Source organism: Streptomyces sp. NPDC015125 (assembly GCF_043080045.1).
Taxonomy (GTDB): Bacteria; Actinomycetota; Actinomycetes; order Streptomycetales; family Streptomycetaceae; genus Streptomyces.
On sequence record NZ_JBIBVF010000012.1, the window covers coordinates 111510 to 130698 of the forward strand.

Genomic DNA, 19189 nt, shown 5'->3' on the forward strand with positions numbered 1-19189 from the left:
TGGGGGAAGCCCGGGGCCGATCCCGGAGAAGTCCGCCAGCCAGGCCGCCCGCATGCGCAAAGGCTCACGCGGCGGACGGCCCCCGGCTTCGACGGAGAGCGGTACAAGAAGCGCAACACGGTCGAACGAGCGATCAGCTGTCCACCTCGCCGTCCGGGGCGTAGTCCGCTTGCATGGTCCGCTGCACGAGCGCGACAGCATCCGCGCGACTCATCTCCGCAGCACTCATCAGGTCCCTCCGCCGAGTCACCCCAACGGGGCAAGTGATAGCCCGGACAGCTCCTGGTCGTGTGAGGTGAACGTCGGTGGCACGGCCTGGGGAGGTGGTGTCACCGGCTCCGGAGGCAGGTCCTTGCCCGCAGTGATGTGGAGAAGTCGATTCTTCAGTTGGTGCGGGGCCGTGGGCCGCAGCCCCCGAGCGAATCGGGTGGGCTACCTCGGGCGGATCGTGACCCTGTAGGTGGCTCCGGCCCTGCCGTGGGTGCTCACGGTGACGGTCTGGTCGTGGTCGTCCCACCTGGCCTTGCCGCCTTGGATATCGACGCGGTAGCCGTCTCGGTACGTGTCCCTGGGCACGGTGATCCGGGTCGGCCCCTCTGCGTTGTCGCGGGTGCGGAAGGTGAGCGTGTAGGTGCGGGTAGCCGGGTCGTACGCGAACTTGAGCGGGTCGCCCGCGACGGCCCGCGCGTACGGCTGGACGAGCAGCTGGGCATTGGGCTTCGCGGCGCCCGTCTGGTCGAGGAAGCAGTAGCCGCCGCCCCGGCACCACTGCCACCACGTCCAGCCACTGGAGAAGCGGTCCAGGGAGGCCGTCATGTCGGTGACGAACTGGCTTGCGTGCGGAACGTAGGGGTTGCCGCCCCACTCCCCCACGATCACCGGCATGCGGTGACGGGTCGGGTAGTCGCTGATCGCGGCCTCATAGGCGGGGATGAAGGTGCCGTTGGGGTCGTAGTCGGCGCCGGTCTCCATCGCGGTCTCGTAGAAGTGCGGCGCGTAGCCGGCGTGCGGGTCGTCGATGTGGCCCAGCTGGGTGGGGACGCCGACACCGACGATGACGGTTGGTTCGACGAAGACCCACGACCTGTGGTCGACCAGGCGGATCGCCTGGGCAAGGCGGTTCCACAGCTCGGTGAGCTCGGTGGCCTCGAAGCGGGCCGCGGCGGCGGGGAGGTCTTCGCCTTCGAGGAACTTCGCGAACGGCTCATTCATCAGGTCGTAGCCGAGCAGTGCCGGGTGCCCGCCCAGGGCGGAGGCGACCGTCATCCACATGCGAGCGTGCGCGGCGCGGAGGTCGGCGTCCTTGTACAGGTGGTCGAAGGCGGTCTGTACGGATGGCTCGAAGTACTCGGAGAACCAGTCGTCGGGTATCGGCCAGAACGGCAACCCCTCGTCGCGGGTGGCCCAGTCGGGAACGCCGCGGGAGCCGAAGTGGGGGCCGTATACGTCCTGGTGGGCGTCGAGGATGACCTTGATGTGGTAGCGGTCGGCCCAGTCGAGGATGCGGCGCATCTTGGTGAGGTAGCCGCGGTCGTAGTGCCCGGGGGTGGGTTCGAGGTCGTCCCAGAAGAACGCGAGGCGCGCGAGGTTGAAGCCCCTGGCGGCCATGTCTTTGAGGTCGCTCTCGTGGATGTCGGCGAACGCGTTGGCGCCTCGGCTGTTCTTGTCGGCGAGGTTGAAGCCGCGCCACTGGAGCGCGCGGCCTCGGCCGTCGGCGATGAAGGTGCGGTCCCCGACCGTGACCCGGTCGGGGGCGCGGTCGGGGGCGCGGTCGGGGCCGGCCTGGGCCTGCGCGGGGAGGACACCGAGCAGGAGGGCGGCCACGGCGAGGGCGGCGGGGGCGACGCGGGAGGCCAAGCGCATGCAGGAACCCCTTTCGAGGATGGCTGCTGGGGCGGCGTGCTACTGGCCGGCCGGATGCTACTGGCGGGTGGGTGAAGTTCCCAGGAGTTCGCAGGAGTTGGCGAAGCTTCCTTCTTCAAGGGCTTCCCCGGCGTCATCGCCGGGGGTTTCCCCAGGGGTTCGCCTGGGTCTTCGCCTGGGTCTTCCTCGAGGCCTTCGCCGGGGGTCCGGCTCCGACTGTCGCTGAGGTCGGGGTGTCGTTAATGAGGGGCGAACCAAGTGACCTGCAGCTCAGCATGATGCTCAGGTCGCGCACGCTGCCCAGCGGTCCGGCTGTGCTGGACCGGAGGCCGAGCGAGGTCGCGGGCCGTTGCGGTGCCCTCCCCGCGACGCCGCGACGGCCCGCACCCTGATTGTCCGGAAAAGTTTCCCGGCGCACCGAACTTCCCCCGGGCATTGCGCATCTTCAGGTGCGTAGGCGCGCGCTGACCTCGCGCGCCGATTCGCCTTCGAGAGGAACCCGACATGAAGAGCAAGCTGATCGCCGGGGCCCTTGCGGCCGTCGCCGTCGCCGGCACTGCCGCTTCCGCCACCCCGGCCTCGGCCGCCCCCGCCAAAGCCGAGCCGCCCCGCTGCCACACCGCCGACCTGAAGGCCGGCTTCGCCACGGGGGAGGACGCGAGACCGGAGATGGAGCAGACCGAGAAGCAGACCCAGGCGTACATCTGGTTCACCAACCAGAGCCAGCGCACCTGCACCCTGTCCGGCTTCGCCGGTGTCGACATGATCGGCGCTCAGGAGACCGACGGCACCTGGTCGCTGGCGCGCTCCTCCAAGAAGCCCGAAAAGATGATCCTGGAGCAGGGGGACACGGTGGACTTCAGCATCAACCTGCTCCCGGTGGCCGGGTCCACGCCGCAGAAGGAGAAGTTCGTTCCGGCGAAGTTCCTGGTCACACCGCCGAACGAGACGGAGCACTTCACCCTGAAGTGGCCGTTCGGCGGCCAGATCCTCAAGCAGGACGGCGCCACCCACCCGGCCACCTACCTCAACCCGGTCGGGCGGTAACCGACCGGACAGCCTCTGAGCTTCCCTTCAGCGTCGCTGATGGCCACCGCAGGACTCCCGGAATGAAGGGAAGGCTCCGGGTGGGGCGGTGGCCATGCCTGACGCGCGGCACGCCCCCTTCCGTCGGTGAACGCGCCGTGCAACGCATCCTCTGCCCCGCGTCCCCAAGCGTCCGGAGGGACGTGGTCCTGCCGGTATCCACCGTCGCTACCCACCGGGGCATGCTGATCCGTTTCCCGGCCTACTCAGCTGTCCACCCCGGCCTCCCACTTGCGCCGGCGCAGCACGTGGTCGCTGAAGAGGTGTCGGCTTCGGTCGAGCAGTTCCCCCACCTCCGCGGCGCAGCACCGCACGTCCGCCGCCGGATGCCAGCGCTGCACGGACTGCTCGGCCCAGGTGCGCAGCTTCGCATCCGGGTCCTCCAGCAGACCGACCGCCGCCCGTAGCGCCACGACGCCGCCACGCGCGTCGAGCAGCCGGAATGCGCCGACGCGGACGTGCCGCGGCCGCTCGAAGCCGGTGCGTTCCAGTAGCCAGTCGGCGGGCAGTTCCGTTGCCGAGGGCAGCAGGGCGACGGCTGTCTCGCGGACGACACTGGCGCCAGGGTCGTCGAGGAGCGGCCGCAACCGCTGCGCCTCCACGCAGTCCAGTGCCCGCAGTCCAGCCACCGCCCGCGCCCGCACCCCGGCCGTCGGGTGCGCGAGCAACGGCCACAGCAGCCCGGCGTCCGCGCGGTTCCCGCACTCGGCCAGCCCGATGACCGCACCGGGCGGCAACGCGGGGCCGTCCAGTGCGGTGCACCGCTCCCGGTACCAGGCCACCGGATCACCTCCCTGCTGTCGCACGACATACCGGGCGCAAGCACGCACGAGCGCGGACCGGTCGCTGAGAAACGACTGTGCCTGTTCTGACCACCCCGCCCGCCGCAGTGCGGTGACGCCGGCCGAACGCGTACGCGGATGGCGCGCGGACAGCAGTGGAGGCAGCACCTCCTCGTACGCCTCCCCATCGCCCAGAGCCGTGAGCGCCGCTGTGGCACACAGGTCCTGGACCACGGTGTCCTCGTCCCGGGCGGCCGCGCGGGACAGCTCAGCGGGATCGAGCAGCCGGCCCTCGACGGCCAGCCGGTACGCGAACCGCCGGACGCTGCGGTCGGGGTCGGCGAGGAGAGCAACGAGCTGCCCGCGGGATGCCCGGCGCAGGACCTGCCCGAGCACATCGACGCCGAAGGCACCTCTGTCGCGGCGGCCTACGCGGAGGATGAGCGGCGCGAGGTCGCGGGCCGAGTCCACATCGAGGGCCTCGCGCAGTAGTTGCCGGGCGCATTCGCGTACCGGGCCGACCCAATCGGCGCAGCGGATCACGACCAACGGCAGCAGACCGGGGTATCGGGCCGACCGGGCGACCGCCTCCTGACGGATCCGCCCGTCGCGGTGGCAGAGAGCGAGTGCGAGCCGAGACTCGCCGAGCTGAGTCAGATCGGCGGGCAGCGGGGCAAAGTGCTCCCACTCCGGCAGGGACTGCAGGCGGTACCAGGCCACCTCACGCACTCCTGCATCCAGCGCGAGCCAGTCACTGGGGTCGGCGACATCAAGCGTTCCGCTAAGCGGCGCACCTCCCACGAGTCGCATCGCTGCGGCTGTCCCGCCCTCGATGCCTTCACTCATTCCCGCCCCCTCCACTAGCCATATCGGGTGATCGTAGGGTGTGAGGATCGCGCAGGGCGCGCCCGGCCGACCGGCCTCGGCCTGCCCGGGTCCACTCTCAGCGCAGTTGCTCGGCCAGTCCGACGATGATGCCCTCCGGGCCGCGGAGGTAGCAAAGCAGATAGCTGTCCTCGAACCGGGCGATCTCGCCGACGAGTTCGGCGCCGTGAGGGCGTAGGCGGGCAACGGTGTCCTCGATGTCGTCGACGGCGAACATGACGCGGTGCGTGCCCAGAATGTTGTGCGGCCGGTTGCGCGGCCCGGCGCTGATCACCGCGGGGCTGCGGTACTTCGCCAGCTCGAGCCGGCTGTGACCGTCCGGGGTCCGGACCATCGCGATCTCACAGCGGACGCCGTCGAGTCCGGTGCACTGGTCGGCGACGAGGCCCTCGACCTCCGCCCTGCCCTCCAGCTCCATACCGAGTTCCACGAAGAACGCGATGGCGGCATCCAAGTCCTCGACGACGATGCCGACGTTGTCCATCCGCTGAATCCCCATGCTGGTTTCTCCTTCTTCCTCGTGCGGCCGGTGGTGACCGCTGATATCCCTGGGACGGAGCCGGTGGCGCGTTCTCGACATCCTCATACCGCCGAACTCCGAAAAATCTGGCTCGCCCCTCAGCACCGCTACAGCAGACCCGCGAGCCAGGCGCCACCACCGAGGGTGAGTGCGGCGCAGGTGGCCGCTCCCATGAAGACGATCAGCCGCAGCATGCCGTCCCCGCTTCTCCATGCTTCCTCGACGACTGGCAGCGTGCGCGCTTGAGCATTGCGGCTCCCCAATTGATTCACGGTGCCGGGTCACCCTTGACGGGTGGAGTTCCCCGTGCCACTCGCCCTCGCCGCACCCGTCCGGGCCCCGCCGCGCGGCGCCGGCGCGAGCTGGGGGCCGCGCCCCCCCGGCGGGCCCGAGCAGCTGCCGCAGCCGTACCTGAGGCGCCCGCGAACCGCTGGAGCGCCTCTTCGCCGAGGGGAGGCCGGGCCCGCCGTGGACGCTGTGCCCGATGACGCTGGACCGGGGCGCGGCGGAACGCCGGCCGCAAGAGTGGGCGCAGGCCGACCGGCAGCTCTCCGGACAGCCGGCGTCCGCGGCGGCAGACCACCCCTGGCACGGGCACTCGTTCTCAGCGGCCTGGGGATCGTGCGAGAAGCTGGCCGTCGACCTGGCCGCCGACCTGGCCGCCGAGCCCGTCCACCGAAGTCAGCGCCGACACCGCCGTGGACAACGGCCGATGGCGCCACCCCGTCCGCTTCGTACGGGTGCGGACCGACATGGCGCCCCGGGGCACTCCCCCTTCAGCGACGGATGACGCCGGGCGTCGGTGCTCTTCGTCGGGCGTGGCTGACGGCTGCCCTGCCCGGTCGGCGCCGTCGGCATCACCGCGGCCTTGAGGCCTCGCTCAACTCAGATGGGGAGACCTATCAGTCCCCATTGGCGTCGTTGGGCTTCGCCGACAGCTTCGGCCCAGCCGGACAGCAGCTCGTTGAACTCGTCGAAGTCCGCGATCCATCGGCCTGGGCGTTCCGCGCTGCGTGCGTAAGGTTCACGCAGCTGCGGCAAGGCGCGGGCAGCCTCTTGCCAGCAACGGTCCAGACGGGCCACGGTCGTAGGCCCGCGGGCGATGAGCGGCCCCGGCCGCCACAGCCCGTCCTGGGAAGGGAAGAGACCGGCGTCCACGTGCTCAGCGTCATCGGCCTCAGGACCCGACCAGATCAGAGCACTCAGGAAGTCGTCCAGCGCCGTCCGCAGCGCGATCCCAGCGGAACCCCGGACGTCTTCCCACGCCTGTGCGGCCCAGAAATGCGGTTTGTACGAGCCGAGGGTGCCGCCGAACTCGTAGCGGCCCAGCCAGGACCTGTCCGGCCCGGCAGACCATACCCAACCCTTGTCGACCTCATCGTCCTCGTCGTCGGCGTAGGCCGATTCCTGCAGCACCTTGAGTCGCTCGTCCGGTGCGACCTCCATGAGGTGCCCCCAGTCGACGACCAAGACCGTGATGTCCATGCCCATGCGACGAAACTAACCTGCTCCCGCCAACTAGAAGGGTTCGGCCGCCTGGAGCAACCGCTGTGGCAAGTAGGGGGAATCGACCCGGATCGTCCAGCCCCTGCGGCGGGCGTGGCAGGTCAGCGCCAGGATGTCGACGTTGATCGCTGCGTCGCAGTCGTCCGCGCGGTCGGCGACCTGGTAGTGATCACGGTGGGCTTCGAGGGCGTCGGCAAGGGCCAGGTTGAAGCTCTCCTCATCGCCCTCGACGAACTGGGAGAAAAGAACGACGGGCGGCGGGGAGAAGCCCCAGTCCTTGGCTCGCTCTACCTCGTGCAGGGCACGCTCCGTCGCCGGGAGAGGATCCTCACCCCTCAGGTAGTCGTGGAGGGCCTGGCGGTACGAGGCGAACGCCGAGCCGTCCTTGTGGGCGTAGATCGGACCGGTGAGCACCTGCGGGGCGAGGTCCTCGGGTACGCCGGTGATCAGCGCGAAGTTCGTGGCGGTCTGCCAGTGGCCGGGGCTCATGTGCTCGCCTCGGGTAGCCGGGTAGACGACCGTACTCCCGTCGATGATCACCTCGGCCTCCGTACGGGGCTCGGCGAGGGCTATGCGGAACAGGGCCGCCCCCAGTTGGGAGGCCAGGCGCAGGTTCGCCAGCTGGACGTCCGTGACATCGGCGGAGTGTGAGGCACGTGTTTTGAAGAGGATCTCCTGGTTTTGCAGGGCGCCGGCGAGCTGCCATACGGCGGGGCGCTTACCGTCCACCTCGGTGAATGCCTCCCGGGTGTACTTCTCGAACAGGGCCTCGCTCTCCGGATGCAGGGGCTGGGGTGGAATCCGTCGGTCGATGACCACGGGGCCTTCGGCCAGGGCAGCGACCGCGTCTGCACGACGGTTGCGACCCAGGCTGCCGACGCGCGGGCCGGGGGCCTCGAACCCGGTGACCAGGGCGCGCGGGAGGTAGTCGGTCTCGACTGCCGGAGCCCAGCCCGGGCCCCGGTACGCGAGCGCGGCCAGGGCGATCGGCAGGAGCGGGAGGAGGCTGCGCGGCCCGGCACCTGGGCCGCGCTGTTCGCTGAGGGGGAGAAGCAGGTCGGTCAGGCCGGTGTTGAACGCCTCCCGATCCCCTGCGGCCAGAGCACGCAGGGTCTTCAGTGCCACGGTGTGCGACCGGCCGAGCAGGCTCTCGCCGGTCTTCTCCGCTCGGACCCGGATCCGGGCCAGCGCGGCGTCGATCGCGCCGAGCTTGGCCTCCGCGCTCGGCGGGTACTCCGCCTCGTCGTCACCGATGTCCCCGATGACCTGGGCCATGAAGCCGGTGACCAGCTCGACGGAAGCGTTTCCCGACGTGTCCTTGCTGAACTTCTCCCGGGCGAAGTGGAAGGCCTCGCCATGCCACGTGGCTTTGTCGGACAGGATCGCGAGGCAGAACGCGTCGATCCATTCCTGCGGGGTGACCTGATCCCGTGGGTTCTCCTCGCCGCCGGGATCGTAGCTCATCCCGAAGTTCACGTAGTCGAGCATGACCTGGAAGGAGACGTGCGGGTGATACGCCGCGTACGCGACGGCGCCGGCCGCGGCTTCGGTGGCGTCCTTGAGTACTGCCTTCGCCTCTGGGGTATCGAGGTCAGGCCTCTCGACGGACAGGGCGCCCAGATAGTCAAGGAACTCCTCTGCGAGCGACCGCCATTCGTACGTGGCTATCGGGCCGGCCTTCGACATGGACCGGACCTGCCCTCCGATCCGGTTCGAGAAGCCGTCGCGTACTGCCGAGACCGCTGCCCCGCCCACCTGGTGACGCTTCATCTGCACGCCCTGCCTCCTTGATCACTGGTTTGGCTCGCAGCGTAGACATGGGGACGGACAACCGTGGAACACGGCAGTATCGCCGACCCGTTCGGGGCACGCACGCGACGTGTCAGTCTCGGCAGCCGCTGACACACCCCAGGGGAGGGGCTGGCTGTGGAACACGCTCGTCATCGATGAGCAGCCCCGCCTTGCTCGCGTGGAGCAGCACGGTGAATGCCGCGCATCCCGGAGGCGGCGAAAGCGCTTCAACACCGCGTCGTGCGCGTGTAACGATGCAGGTCACGAAGGCCGCTCCCCGCACCTGCGGGGATGGCCCCCCGGAATACGTACGCGTCGGGCGAAAGGTGCTCTGCTCCCCGCACCCGCGGGGATGGCCCCGTGAGACGGCCTGTGAGAGGCGGTGCCGCGCGTCGGAGGCGTTCTCGTGGACCGCAGTCGTGCCGGTCATGAGTGACATCGATGACATCGATGACAAGGCTCCTGGCGCTGGTGGACAGCGTGGTCGACTGCCACGAGCAGCGTCTCCCCCTGCTGTCGCTGCGCGAGGCCCGCGCGGCGGTGGAGCTGCTCTGCCGGGCCCACCAGCGCGTCGCCGGTACCTGGAAGCCGGCACACATCTCCCCGGCGCACAGTGAGAACGTCAACTACCGCGGCACGATCGACGTCGAGGGTCCACTCCGAGCCGGCCAAGCTCGACCCGGCCGGCTACCGGCCGCTGCGGGCCCGCCGCCGCGAGCGAACCTACGCTCTGCTTTGTTCGGTCTCTGTGTGCAAAGGCGGTCCAGGGCCGGGGCGTTGCTGCCATCGTGGTGGGGACACGGACTGTCGAAGTGGTGGGGGGCGGCATGAGACGGAACCTCAGGTGGGCGGTGGCGGGGCTGGCGACGGTCGTGGCCTTCGCCGTCCCGGTGTGGCTGTGCGCGGCAGTGGTGCTCCCTTCCCTACTGAAGGATCCCGCGATCCGCTGGGCACTGGCCTCCGCCCTGGGCACGGTGCTGGCGTCGTTGGCGGCCGTGTGGGGTCACGGCTACGCCACCCGGACCGAGGGATCGACCAGGCGGTCCGCCTCCTCGGTCCAGGCCACGGCAGAACGCGCCGTCGCCATCGGCGGAAGCAACCAAGGCCCTGTCTCCACCGGCGACACCCAGGTGCCTGCCCAGTCCCCGGCCGTGGCGCCCGCCACACCGCAGCATCCCGCAGCACCGCCGGCGGACGCGGTGACCGCGTCCGGGAACCGCTCGATCGCCATCGGCGGGAACAACTCGGGACCACTCTCCACCGGCAACCAGCCCGACGGCCCGCGCCCGTGAGAGGGCCCTTCCGGCGTCGCGGAGAACCGGAACCATCGCCCACCGAGCCCGTCACACGGGTGGAGGCGAACGGCGATCGAGCCGTCGCCGTCGGGGGCGACAACCACGCTCCCATCCTGACCGGGGACGGCGCCAGGGCGGTGTCCCTGCCGCGCGAGGCACTTCGCCCACCCGCCGAGGTGACGGCCCCTGCCGGACTGGACAACCTCCCGGTCCGGCCAGGGCTGTTCGTCGGACGCACCGCCGAGCTGGACCGGCTGGACGGGGTGCTGGCCGCCCCGGGCGGCGTGGTGGTGCAGGCGGTGCACGGACTGGGCGGAATCGGCAAGAGCACCCTGGCCGCACACTGGGCCGCCACCCGCACCCACGGCTGCGCCCCGATCCGATGGATCACCGCCGACAGCTCCAGCAGCGTCCATGAGGGCCTGGTCGCGCTGGCCGGCGCCCTGGAACCGACCCTGACCGACGCACTCCCGCCGGAGGCGCTGGCCGAGCGTGCCCTGCAATGGCTGGCCACCCACACCGGCTGGCTGCTGATCCTGGACAACGTCAACGACCCCGCCGACATCGCCCCGCTCCTCGCCCGAGCCCACGCGCAGGGACGCTTCCTCATCACCAGCCGCCTCGCCACCGCCTGGCACGGCATCCCCACCGTGCTGCGCCTGGACGTCCTGGACGAGAGCGAATCCCTGAACCTGCTCACCCGCATCGCCACCACCGCCGGCCCCCGGGACCTGGACGGCGCCGCCGAACTGTGCGCCGAACTCGGCCACCTCCCCCTGGCCGTCGAACAGGTCGCCGCCTACCTGGCACAGAGCCCGCTCACCACCCCCCGCGCCTACCTGCAGCTACTTGCCCAGTACCCGGCGGAGATGTACCGCCACGGCGCGGTCACCACCCCAGCCGAACGCGTCATCGCCCGGATCTGGAACATCACCCTGGACCGGATCACCGCCCTCCAGCCCCCGGCCGCGGACCTGCTACGCACTCTGGCCTGGTACGCCCCCGACAACATCCCCACCCTCCTGGCCGACGGCCCTGCCGACCCGCCCGCGCTGAACGCGGCGATCGGTCTCCTGACCGCCTACAGCATGATCACCCCCGATCCCGGCACCGGAACGCTGGCCGTCCACCGGCTCGTCCAGGCCCTCACCCGCACCCCCGACCCCGACGACCCCCACCGCACGCCCCACCACATCCAACAAGCCCGCGCACAGGCCACCGACAACCTGAGCACGGCCCTGCCCGCCACCTGGGACGATCCCGCGACCTGGCCCGCCTGGCGCACCCTGCTCCCCCATGTCGACGCCCTCGCCAACCACACGACCGAGGACACCGACACCGAGACCACGGCTCACGTCCTCACCGAAACCGCGGGCTTCCTCGACAACCAGGGCCAGCTCATCCGCGCGACCAGCCACTTGCGACGTGCCCTGGCCGATCGACTGCGGGTACTGGGCGAGGGCCACCCCGACACCCTGACCTCCCGCAACAACCTCGCCTACGCCTACGACGCGGCGGGGGACCTGGAACGCGCCATCCCGCTGCACGAGCAGAACCTCGCCGATCGACTGCGGGTGCTGGGCGAAGACCACCCCGACACCCTGACCTCCCGCAACAACCTCGCGGGTGCCTACGAATCGGCGGGAGACCTGGAACGCGCCATCCCACTGCACGAACAGAACCTCACCGACTCCCTGCGGGTGCTGGGTGAGGACCACCCCGACACCCTGAGCTCCCGCAACAACCTCGCGGGTGCCTTTGAGGCGGCGGGGGACCCGGGCCGGGCCATCCCGCTGCACGAGCAGAACTTGGCCGATCGGCTGCGGGTACTGGGCAAGGACCACCCCGACACCCTGACCTCCCGCAACAACCTCGCCTTGGCCTTCGAATCGGCGGGAGACCCGGAACGCGCCATCCCACTGTACGAGCAGAACTTGGCCGATCGGCTGCGGGTGCTGGGCAAGGACCACCCCGACACCCTCATCTCTTGCAACAACCTCGCCTACGCCTACGAATCGGTGGGGGACCTGGAACGCGCCATCCCGCTGTTCGAACAGAACCTCGCCGACTCCCTGCGGGTACTGGGCGAGAACCATCCCCACACCCTGACCTCCCGCAACAACCTCGCCTTGGCCTACGAATCGGCGGGAGACCCTGAACGCGCCATCCCGCTGCACGAACAGACCCTGGCCGATCGGCTGCGGGTACTGGGCGAAGACCACCCCCACACCCTGGCTTCCCGCAACAACCTTGCAGGTTCGTACGGGTTGGCGGGGTACCTGGAACGGGCCGTCCCGCTGTTCGAGCAAACCCTTACCGACTGCCTGCGGGTGCTGGGCAAGGACCATCCCTTGACGGGAACGGTCCGAAGCAGCCTCGCCAACGCCGTCGCCGAACGCAACGGCAGCGAGCCCAGGAAGTTTTGATCGCGCTGCCCCGGTCGGACTCGGTCAGCCACCCTGGTGTGCGGAGGGCGCGGAAGAACGGCGCGGTGCTGGTCATGTTGATGTAGTGGTCGTCGAAGGCGGCGCGGACGTGGCTACGCAGCCGACCGCGGCGGCGGAAGTCGTCCACGGCGGCGGACGCGGCAGCCAGCACCCCGCGGGCGACGTGTTCGCCGAGCACACCGCGGCCTTGCTGGTGCGCGCGGGTTCGCGCAGGGCGGCCGGTAGGCCTCCTCGACCCCGACGACGATCGCCGGCTCCGGCTCGCTCGCCTCGGCCTGCATCCGCGCCGGCACGTCGCGTTCGTCGGTGGGGTAGGCGCGGCCGTTGACGCGCAAGTACCCGGCCGCACCCCAGCCGGCCGCGCGCCAACCTCTCCGAGCAGCACAGACGTCGGCGCGGCGCCGGTTCGTGGCCCTGCCGAGCAGAGAGGGCAGCGCCGCCGCGAGTGCCCTCTGCCGCAAGTCGTAAGTCCTCCTCCAGTTGACGGATGTAACGCCGCGCGGGCCTCCGTACGTTGGCACCGCCGCAGCAGGGGCCACAGCCAGGGATGGGGCGCTTCCTCCCCTGTCCGGGCGGCGTTGCCACGGCAAGAGGGCCGGTTACCAAGCCGGTCCCACAGGCAAGAAATGCCCAAGGAGAACCGAATAACCATGATCACCGAGCCGACCCCCTACAGGCCAGTGCGGCGGACGATGGCCGCATTTGCCGCGGTCGCCTTCGCCACCCTCGCCACGTCAGTCTCTCCGCTCACGACCGGAACGGCTCACGCGGACACCCCCGCCATGACCGGCCTGTCCCTGTCGCCGCGCCTGCCCCAGAGCGACGGTCTTGCGCCGTCACTGGATCTGGCGAAGGACTCGCCGGACTACGGGACCGAAATGGTTATCAACAAGTCGCCGATGGCGAATTGGAGCATCCTCCCCAACAGGGACGGGAGTTTCCTGATCCGCAACGACAAGACGCAGAAGTGCGTCGACTTCAACACCGACAACGGCCACCTCGTCGAGCCGAAGTACTGCGACCAGAAAAACAGCAAGCAGAATTGGTATCTGCAGCCCTCGAACGGTGGTGACGGCTACTACCTGATCCGGAACGTCAACACCGACAAGTGCATGGATGTGTTCGGGGGAAGCAGTAACGACGGCACAACCGTGGGTATCCACGACTGCAACGGTGCCGGCAATCAGGAGTGGACCATCGGCCCGACCCCCGGCCCGGAGTACACCGGCCCCACCCTCTCGGACCTGGCCACCGTGTACGCCCTGAAGCAGTGCAGCAACGGTGCCGGCACCGTCAAGTCGTGCGATTACGCGGTCACCGGCGACAGCGTGGCTTCCGTGGGGAACCTGAAGCGGGTCAGCTCCAACGTGTGGAACAACAGCACCGACCCCGGGGAACGGACCATCACCTGGACGCAGACCACGTCCCAGACCAATACGGTGGGCACCTCCCTCACCGTCACCAGCGAGGTCGGGGTCAACGTCGAATTCGTCACGGCCAAGGTCAGTACGGCGCTCACCGCACGCTACGAGCACTCCTGGACCCAGACCGACACCGTGAGCGACGCCAACAAGATAGCCGTGAAGCCGGGCAACTACAGCTGGGCGATGCGAGGCCAGCTGATGAAGACGGTGACGGGTAAGTGGACGTTCACCAATGATCTCGGGGACACCTGGTCCGGCGACGGCACCGCCACCGTCCCCGCCAAGGACGGCACCGACAGTCTCAGCAGCAACCTGGTGCTGTGCACGAGCGACAGCCCCGCTCCGGAGTGCGTCAACAACCGGTGACCGGTGCGGTGCACTCCGCTGGTGATCCGAGTGCACTCCGCCGCGTGATCTGACGGCACGCCGTCGGACCGTTCCCCGGCCTCCGCGAACGGAGCGTTCCCCGGCCCCCGCCAAACGAGCCGGGGAACGACGCGTCGAGCGCCGTGGGGGTCAGCCCTGCGAAGGTGACCGCCCGGACTTCTGCCGGCGGGTCACCTCCGCGGCGATTTCGACCCGTGAGGTCATCGCCAGCTTTCTCAGGATGCTGGACACATGGGTGCTGACGGTGCTTCGGGCGATGGACAACCGAGCCGCGATCTCCGGATTGGAACACCCTTCGGCCACGTGCTCCGCCACCAGGCGTTCGGTGTGGGTGAGTGCTTCCCAGCCGTCGCGAAAGCCGGTTCGGGTCCTGCGTGAGCCCCGGCGAACGGCGACCGCACGCAGCCGGGACGTCGCCTGGGCCACGTCCCAGACGGCGCCCAGCTGCGTGAACGTGTCCAGCGCCTGATCGAGCAGGACGCGGGCGTCGTCCAGCCGCCCTCTACCGGCCAGCATTTCCGCCGCATCGGTAAGGGCGTGTGCCGCATTGAGTGGCCGCGGAGCGTTGCGGTAGCAGCGGACCGCTTCCATGAGCAGATCGGGGTCCCCGCTCAGCAGACCTTCACAGCGGTAGGCGTCACCGAGGTGGTAGAGGCCGCCGCTGTGGTCGGCGCGGCGTTGCGCGGCGGCGGCGTATCGCTGTGCGTTCGCACGGTCCCCCTGGGCCAGGGCGAGGCGGACCAGATCAGGTGTCAGAAAGCTGAGGATCAGCTGGCCCGGCAGATGGCCGACGCCGCTGTCGAACGCCTCGGCGAGTCGGGAGTAGGCGCGCTGGGCATCACCCTGCGCTTCGTCCAGAAGGACTCCGGCACACAACGGCAGATACTCGTAGAAGGCAGCGACCGTCGAGTGGTCGACCTCAGGCAGCAGAGCGGTCAGCTGCTCTTCGGCGAGGGGGTGCCTGCCTCTGTGCACGGCGATCAGTGCCGCCACCGCCCGCAGCGCCCGGCTCAGCGCGCCCTGGCCTCCGCAGTCGAAGCCTGATGCGATCTCCGCCAGCGCATCGTCCCAGCGCCCCGTGTGGAACGCGAGGAGCGCGCAGGACAGGTGGTACCAGGGCAGAAACATCCCCCCGGTGTGCTCCGCCGGGATGCGCATGGCGGCGAGGGTCCGCTGGGCATCGTCCCCGAGATCGAGATCGACGTAGTAGTTCACCAGGGCGAGTTGCAGCCCCATCCACTGCGCCGGGTGCATCGTGTCGGGCGTGAGGCGGGACGCCTGCCGCGCAAGTTCCACCGCTTCGGCGTCAGGCGTTTCGAGGAATCGCTTGGCTGCCAGTACGTGCAGGGCGCCGGCCAGGGCGTGGCTGTCGCCGGCCTGGTCGGCGGCGCGCCGGGCACGTGAGGCGACCGCGCCGGCTTCGGTGAGGTCGCCCAGCGCGAAGAGGCACACCGCGCCGAACGCCTGGAGCCGGACTGCCTCGACCGCCGGTACGCCCGGGCTCCGGTATCCGGCCCGCGCCTCCGCCAGCGCCAGGTCAGGCCGGCCACGGGCGAACGCGGCCTGGATGACGATCCAGCGCACCAGGCATTCCCACCCGGGGTCAGGCGCCTTGGCCAGGGCACAGCGGGCGCTTTCCTCCGCCTCGGCGAGGAGACCGCAGGAAAGCTGCGCAAGGGCGTGGTGCAGACGGAGGTTGGCGTACCCGGCATCCGTGGGGTCGCCGAGTTCCAGCGCCGTGGTGAGCAGCCGCAGAGCCATGGCGGGTGCCCGCGTGGTGAGCCGTGCCGCGGATCCTTCCAGCCACGTGATCAGGAAGTCCGGGCTCGGCAGTCCGTTGAGGAGGTGCTCGGCCACGCGTTCGGGAGCGGCCCCGGCCTCGGCCAGACACTGCGCTGCTCTCATGTGCAGCATGGCCCGGACCGACCCCGGCACGGCGTCGTACAAGGCGTGCCGGATGAGTTCATGCCGGAAGCGCAGGTGTTGGCCGGTGTCCCTCAGCACCCCGGATGCCTCGGCCTCCGCCATGACGGCCAGCAGGTCGCGTAGCGGAAGGTCCACCACCGCTGCGAGTTCGGCGGTGGTGCAACCGGCGCCCAGTACGGAGGCGACGCGCAGCACCTGCAGCACGTCGTCACGCAGATAGCGGAGCCGGTGCGTCACCAGCGCGGTCAGCGGCGGAAGCGAGCAGCCGTCGGCGATGTCCGCCGTGGCCTCACCGGTCTCGATGGCGTGCTCGCGCCTCAGCGCGGCGATCAACTCGGTGAGGTACAGCGGGTTGCCGGCGGCTCCCTCGGCCATGCGGCGCAGTCGCGGACCGGCCGACCGGCCGCACAGCTCTGCCAGCAGGGCCGCCACGGCCTCCGAATCGAGGGGCGCCAGCTCCAGCCGGGTGCGACTCCCGGCGATCGGGCTCCGTGACAGGCGGTCGACGTCCCCGGCTCCGGACACGGGCCGGTGAGCACCCACCACCAGAAGCGGCAATTGATGCACCGAACACACCAGTTTGTGCAGCACGGCCACGCTTGCCGAGTCCGCCCACTGGAGGTCGTCGAGGAACAGCGCCAGCGGCCCCTGTGCGCACAGGTCCTCGACCAGCCCGATCATTGCCTCGGTCGTCGCGGCATACGCCCCGGCGGTCTCGCTCTTGGCGCCCGGCAGACCGTAGCGGGCATCGCCACGCAGCACCTCGGCGACCCGGGCCCGCCGGGCATCCGAGGGAGACTCCTCCAGCCTCAAACAGCTTGAAATGAAGGCGAACGGACATGCCTGTTCCAGCTCCTGGGCACTCCCCTGCAGCACCCGCAGGCCCCTACGCTCCGCGGCCGCCGCGGCCTGCTCAAGCACCGTGGTCTTGCCGAGACCGGCCTCCCCCACGACGAACGCGGCCCGCCCCTCGCCCGCGAGCGTGGACTCCACCAGCCTGGACAGCTCCGCCAACTCAGCCGCACGACCCACAAGCCAACCTTCGAATGAAGCCATCACTTCGCCCTCACGCCATGCAATGCCAGGTGTTTCATAGCACACGTCTTGGATGTGCGTAGTAAATGACCATCACCCGGACACAATCCGCTCGTCGATCAAAGCAGCCGTCAAACCCGGACATACGCGGAAGCCGGACATACGCAGAGCCCGGGTACATGCGGAGCCCGGGCATACGCGGAGCCCGGGTACATGCGGTCCAGGACATGACCCTCGTCATGCCGCCCGGCCGCCTCGGCCGCGGGAACCCGACGAGTACGGAACGGCGGCGGCCCGGAGGTCAGGGCGAGCGCGGTGGAACCGGCCGCCCGCCCGCCAGGCGTTCCCCGGCTCTGCAGCGGCATGGCGGGGCCTCCGGCACGGAGCGGTACGCAGACCGGCCGGCATGGAGACGGCCCACAAGTTCGCGGCGGCTCTCCGCGTCGCCACGAGCGGCTACCCGAGGTCGGACTGCGTCGCGACAGTGAAGTAGCGGCGGGCTGATGACGAACGGCCTCTCGCTCCAACTCCCCTTTGATCACGCCGAGTTCACGTTCATCCACCATCACCCCGGACGCCGGCTCTTACCCCAGGGCCGTTCCCGGCTGAGAACTCCTCACGAAATGATCTTCGAGGTGGTGGGAACACTCCGGACCGATGATCCGGGAGTGCAGGGCGGGCGCGGCCGGCCCCGACGCCGCCCGGACGTGCTGCCGGCCGACCGCGGCCACGACCACGGCCACGACAGGTACCGCCGTCCGGTCTGGGCTCTCGGCGTGAAACCGCTGATGGCCCGTCGCAGTACCGAGCACGGCTCCGGGCCGAGCGCCCCACGCCGGGTCGTGGAGCGCGCGTTCACCCCTCTGCACCGGTTCCGCCGCCTGCGGATCCGCTGAGAGATCCGCGACGATATCCACCAAGCCTTCCTCACTCCGGGAAGCGGCATCAGCTGCTGGCGTCGGCTCAAGAACCCCATGCGTGACGCCATATGACAGCGGCTGTCTACGGCGAGATCTTCCGTTCGTCGGCATGGAGACCGCGGAGCGTCCAAAGCCCGTACAGAGCCAGCAGCGGTTTGACGACCATCCACTCGCCAGGGCGGTAGTCATCCGCGCGCACCAGCCGCTCGGCAAGATCAGGGCGCTGCCGCCGCAAGTACGCGCGGGCCTTGAGCGCGTGAGCCGGCTGGGAGGCGATCTTGATGCGGTCGACGTCCTCAAGCAAGGGGATCACGTTCGTGATGTTCTCCCATGTCGTCGCGCTTTGGTCTTCGAGGAGCACTGTGCCGTCGAACTCAAGCACCGACTTCGCGTAGTCAGCCATCAACTGCGCCTCCGCAGCGCCGCTGCCGGTCGCACCGCCGCTGAAGATCACGCGAGTGCCATGTGCACCGTCGGCGGCGATGGAGCGAATCCCCGTACGGACTCGCCATCGGTTGATGACGTTCGCCGTCGCTTGGGGATTCCGGTAACCCAACACGACCACCGCCTCGGCAGCACCCCCACGGCTCCCCACGAGAGCTCGAGACCAACGCCAGTTCAACCATTCGCCCCAGGCCAGGGCTACAGCCCCCGCTATCGCCACTCCTGTTCTTCGCCGCATGCAGCCGACTCTACGATGTCCAAGGCACCTCGGCATCGGACCGCGAAGGAACCAGCCACGCCACAAACGACGCATTCCGTGAGGGCCGCTAAGCGCCTCTCAGCAGCCTTGCGTAAGACGTCGAATCAATTGCTGAGCACTGGGCCGTGTTCGGATATGAGGACAGCCAGGCGGCGGAGTCGTCGGCAGTAATGGATCTCATGAGTCTCGACCAGTAGCGGCAGAACCCGATCGAGGTCGCCGAGGCGGCTGAGCAGGATCCGTTGACGATCCGCATCGAGGTAGCCGCCTGTGTTTTGCCAGGTCAACACGCATCCGGCGATGTCTGCATCGAGCATCACCGTGTCGATGCCCGCCGGCTCCGCACCGCGCAATGCCGCGGGAAACTCCGCGGCCAGGTGCTCTTCCCAGAGCTTGCCGACGGTTGCTTGAGCTTCGTTCGATCCGTCCGTTGCCGCATTCTCCTGCACGAGGGCCGGCCTTGGTTGTCAGGTCCGCCCGGTCTGCTGCATCGCGATCGCCGCAGTCGTGGCAGCGGACACCGCGGCAGGTGCAGGGGTCACCAGTGACGCGCGGAGGCAACGGGGAGAGCGTGCCGACCGAGGAACGACCGGGGATCTTGCTCCGCCCAAGGGCCGAA

The 19189-nt window shown here is 69.6% G+C and carries 14 protein-coding genes; 5 read left to right on the plus strand and 9 right to left on the minus strand.

The features are described 5' to 3' along the window. Window positions 1-432: 432 nt before the first annotated feature. Window positions 433-1863 carry a cellulase family glycosylhydrolase gene (locus tag ACF088_RS24360; RefSeq protein ID WP_392377889.1) on the minus strand — a complete coding sequence of 477 codons (1431 nt, stop codon included), beginning with the start codon at window positions 1861-1863 and terminating at the stop codon, window positions 433-435. A 504-nt stretch (window positions 1864-2367) separates the two neighbouring features. Between ACF088_RS24360 and ACF088_RS24365 the strand changes: the two genes are divergently transcribed. Next, window positions 2368-2910 (plus strand): DUF4232 domain-containing protein, encoded by a 543-nt coding sequence (locus ACF088_RS24365; protein ID WP_392377890.1) that lies wholly within the window; start codon window positions 2368-2370, stop codon window positions 2908-2910. 245 nt (window positions 2911-3155) lie between these two features. Here ACF088_RS24365 and ACF088_RS24370 read toward each other — a convergent pair whose 3' ends face one another. The 5 genes from ACF088_RS24370 to ACF088_RS24390 all read right to left on the minus strand — a co-directional run bounded on the left by ACF088_RS24370 (window position 3156) and on the right by ACF088_RS24390 (window position 8412). Continuing rightward, window positions 3156-4577, minus strand: coding sequence for a hypothetical protein (locus ACF088_RS24370; protein WP_392377891.1), 1422 nt, complete (start codon window positions 4575-4577; stop codon window positions 3156-3158). 97 nt (window positions 4578-4674) lie between these two features. Next, complete coding sequence (locus ACF088_RS24375) at window positions 4675-5115, minus strand: VOC family protein (protein WP_392377892.1); 441 nt, start codon at window positions 5113-5115, stop codon at window positions 4675-4677. A 128-nt stretch (window positions 5116-5243) separates the two neighbouring features. Continuing rightward, window positions 5244-5399 carry a hypothetical protein gene (locus tag ACF088_RS24380; protein ID WP_392377893.1) on the minus strand — a complete coding sequence of 52 codons (156 nt, stop codon included), beginning with the start codon at window positions 5397-5399 and terminating at the stop codon, window positions 5244-5246. A 622-nt stretch (window positions 5400-6021) separates the two neighbouring features. Next, window positions 6022-6627: a hypothetical protein gene (locus ACF088_RS24385; RefSeq protein ID WP_392377894.1), complete on the minus strand. Its 606-nt coding sequence runs from the start codon at window positions 6625-6627 to the stop codon at window positions 6022-6024. A gap of 27 nt (window positions 6628-6654) precedes the next feature. Next, window positions 6655-8412, minus strand: coding sequence for an Imm49 family immunity protein (locus ACF088_RS24390; RefSeq protein WP_392377973.1), 1758 nt, complete (start codon window positions 8410-8412; stop codon window positions 6655-6657). Window positions 8413-9260: 848 nt separating this feature from the next. Here ACF088_RS24390 and ACF088_RS24395 point away from each other — a divergent pair. From ACF088_RS24395 to ACF088_RS24405, 3 genes are all read left to right on the plus strand, one after another. Continuing rightward, window positions 9261-9725: a hypothetical protein gene (locus tag ACF088_RS24395; RefSeq protein ID WP_392377895.1), complete on the plus strand. Its 465-nt coding sequence runs from the start codon at window positions 9261-9263 to the stop codon at window positions 9723-9725. A 59-nt stretch (window positions 9726-9784) separates the two neighbouring features. Next, on the plus strand, window positions 9785-12154 hold the full coding sequence (gene fxsT, locus ACF088_RS24400; RefSeq protein ID WP_392377896.1) for an FxSxx-COOH system tetratricopeptide repeat protein: 2370 nt from the start codon (window positions 9785-9787) through the stop codon (window positions 12152-12154). A gap of 671 nt (window positions 12155-12825) precedes the next feature. Continuing rightward, on the plus strand, window positions 12826-13965 hold the full coding sequence (locus ACF088_RS24405; protein ID WP_392377897.1) for a ricin-type beta-trefoil lectin domain protein: 1140 nt from the start codon (window positions 12826-12828) through the stop codon (window positions 13963-13965). A 150-nt stretch (window positions 13966-14115) separates the two neighbouring features. Here ACF088_RS24405 and ACF088_RS24410 read toward each other — a convergent pair whose 3' ends face one another. Further along, window positions 14116-16944, minus strand: a complete 2829-nt coding sequence (locus tag ACF088_RS24410; RefSeq protein WP_392377898.1) for an AAA family ATPase — start codon at window positions 16942-16944, stop codon at window positions 14116-14118. Between the two features lie 506 nt (window positions 16945-17450). Between ACF088_RS24410 and ACF088_RS24415 the strand changes: the two genes are divergently transcribed. Continuing rightward, a complete protein-coding gene (locus tag ACF088_RS24415; protein WP_392377899.1) occupies window positions 17451-17843 on the plus strand; it encodes a hypothetical protein in 393 nt (130 codons plus the stop codon). A 106-nt stretch (window positions 17844-17949) separates the two neighbouring features. Here the strand turns inward: ACF088_RS24415 and ACF088_RS24420 are convergent, their stop codons facing one another. Both ACF088_RS24420 and ACF088_RS24425 read right to left on the minus strand, forming a co-directional pair. Further along, window positions 17950-18549 carry a YdcF family protein gene (locus tag ACF088_RS24420; RefSeq protein ID WP_392377900.1) on the minus strand — a complete coding sequence of 200 codons (600 nt, stop codon included), beginning with the start codon at window positions 18547-18549 and terminating at the stop codon, window positions 17950-17952. Window positions 18550-18674: 125 nt separating this feature from the next. Continuing rightward, a complete protein-coding gene (locus ACF088_RS24425) occupies window positions 18675-19019 on the minus strand; it encodes a hypothetical protein (RefSeq protein ID WP_392377901.1) in 345 nt (114 codons plus the stop codon). Window positions 19020-19189 lie beyond the last annotated feature (170 nt).

Bases quoted from the DNA above. Each gene is read 5' to 3' on its own strand.
- ACF088_RS24360 (WP_392377889.1), bottom strand. From the start codon at position 1,863: ATGCGCTTGGCCTCCCGCGTCGCCCCCGCCGCCCTCGCCGTGGCCGCC.
- ACF088_RS24365 (WP_392377890.1), top strand. From the start codon at position 2,368: ATGAAGAGCAAGCTGATCGCCGGGGCCCTTGCGGCCGTCGCCGTCGCC.
- ACF088_RS24370 (WP_392377891.1), bottom strand. From the start codon at position 4,577: ATGAGTGAAGGCATCGAGGGCGGGACAGCCGCAGCGATGCGACTCGTG.
- ACF088_RS24375 (WP_392377892.1), bottom strand. From the start codon at position 5,115: ATGGGGATTCAGCGGATGGACAACGTCGGCATCGTCGTCGAGGACTTG.
- ACF088_RS24385 (WP_392377894.1), bottom strand. From the start codon at position 6,627: ATGGGCATGGACATCACGGTCTTGGTCGTCGACTGGGGGCACCTCATG.
- ACF088_RS24390 (WP_392377973.1), bottom strand. From the start codon at position 8,412: ATGAAGCGTCACCAGGTGGGCGGGGCAGCGGTCTCGGCAGTACGCGAC.
- ACF088_RS24395 (WP_392377895.1), top strand. From the start codon at position 9,261: ATGAGACGGAACCTCAGGTGGGCGGTGGCGGGGCTGGCGACGGTCGTG.
- ACF088_RS24405 (WP_392377897.1), top strand. From the start codon at position 12,826: ATGATCACCGAGCCGACCCCCTACAGGCCAGTGCGGCGGACGATGGCC.
- ACF088_RS24415 (WP_392377899.1), top strand. From the start codon at position 17,451: ATGACGAACGGCCTCTCGCTCCAACTCCCCTTTGATCACGCCGAGTTC.
- ACF088_RS24420 (WP_392377900.1), bottom strand. From the start codon at position 18,549: ATGCGGCGAAGAACAGGAGTGGCGATAGCGGGGGCTGTAGCCCTGGCC.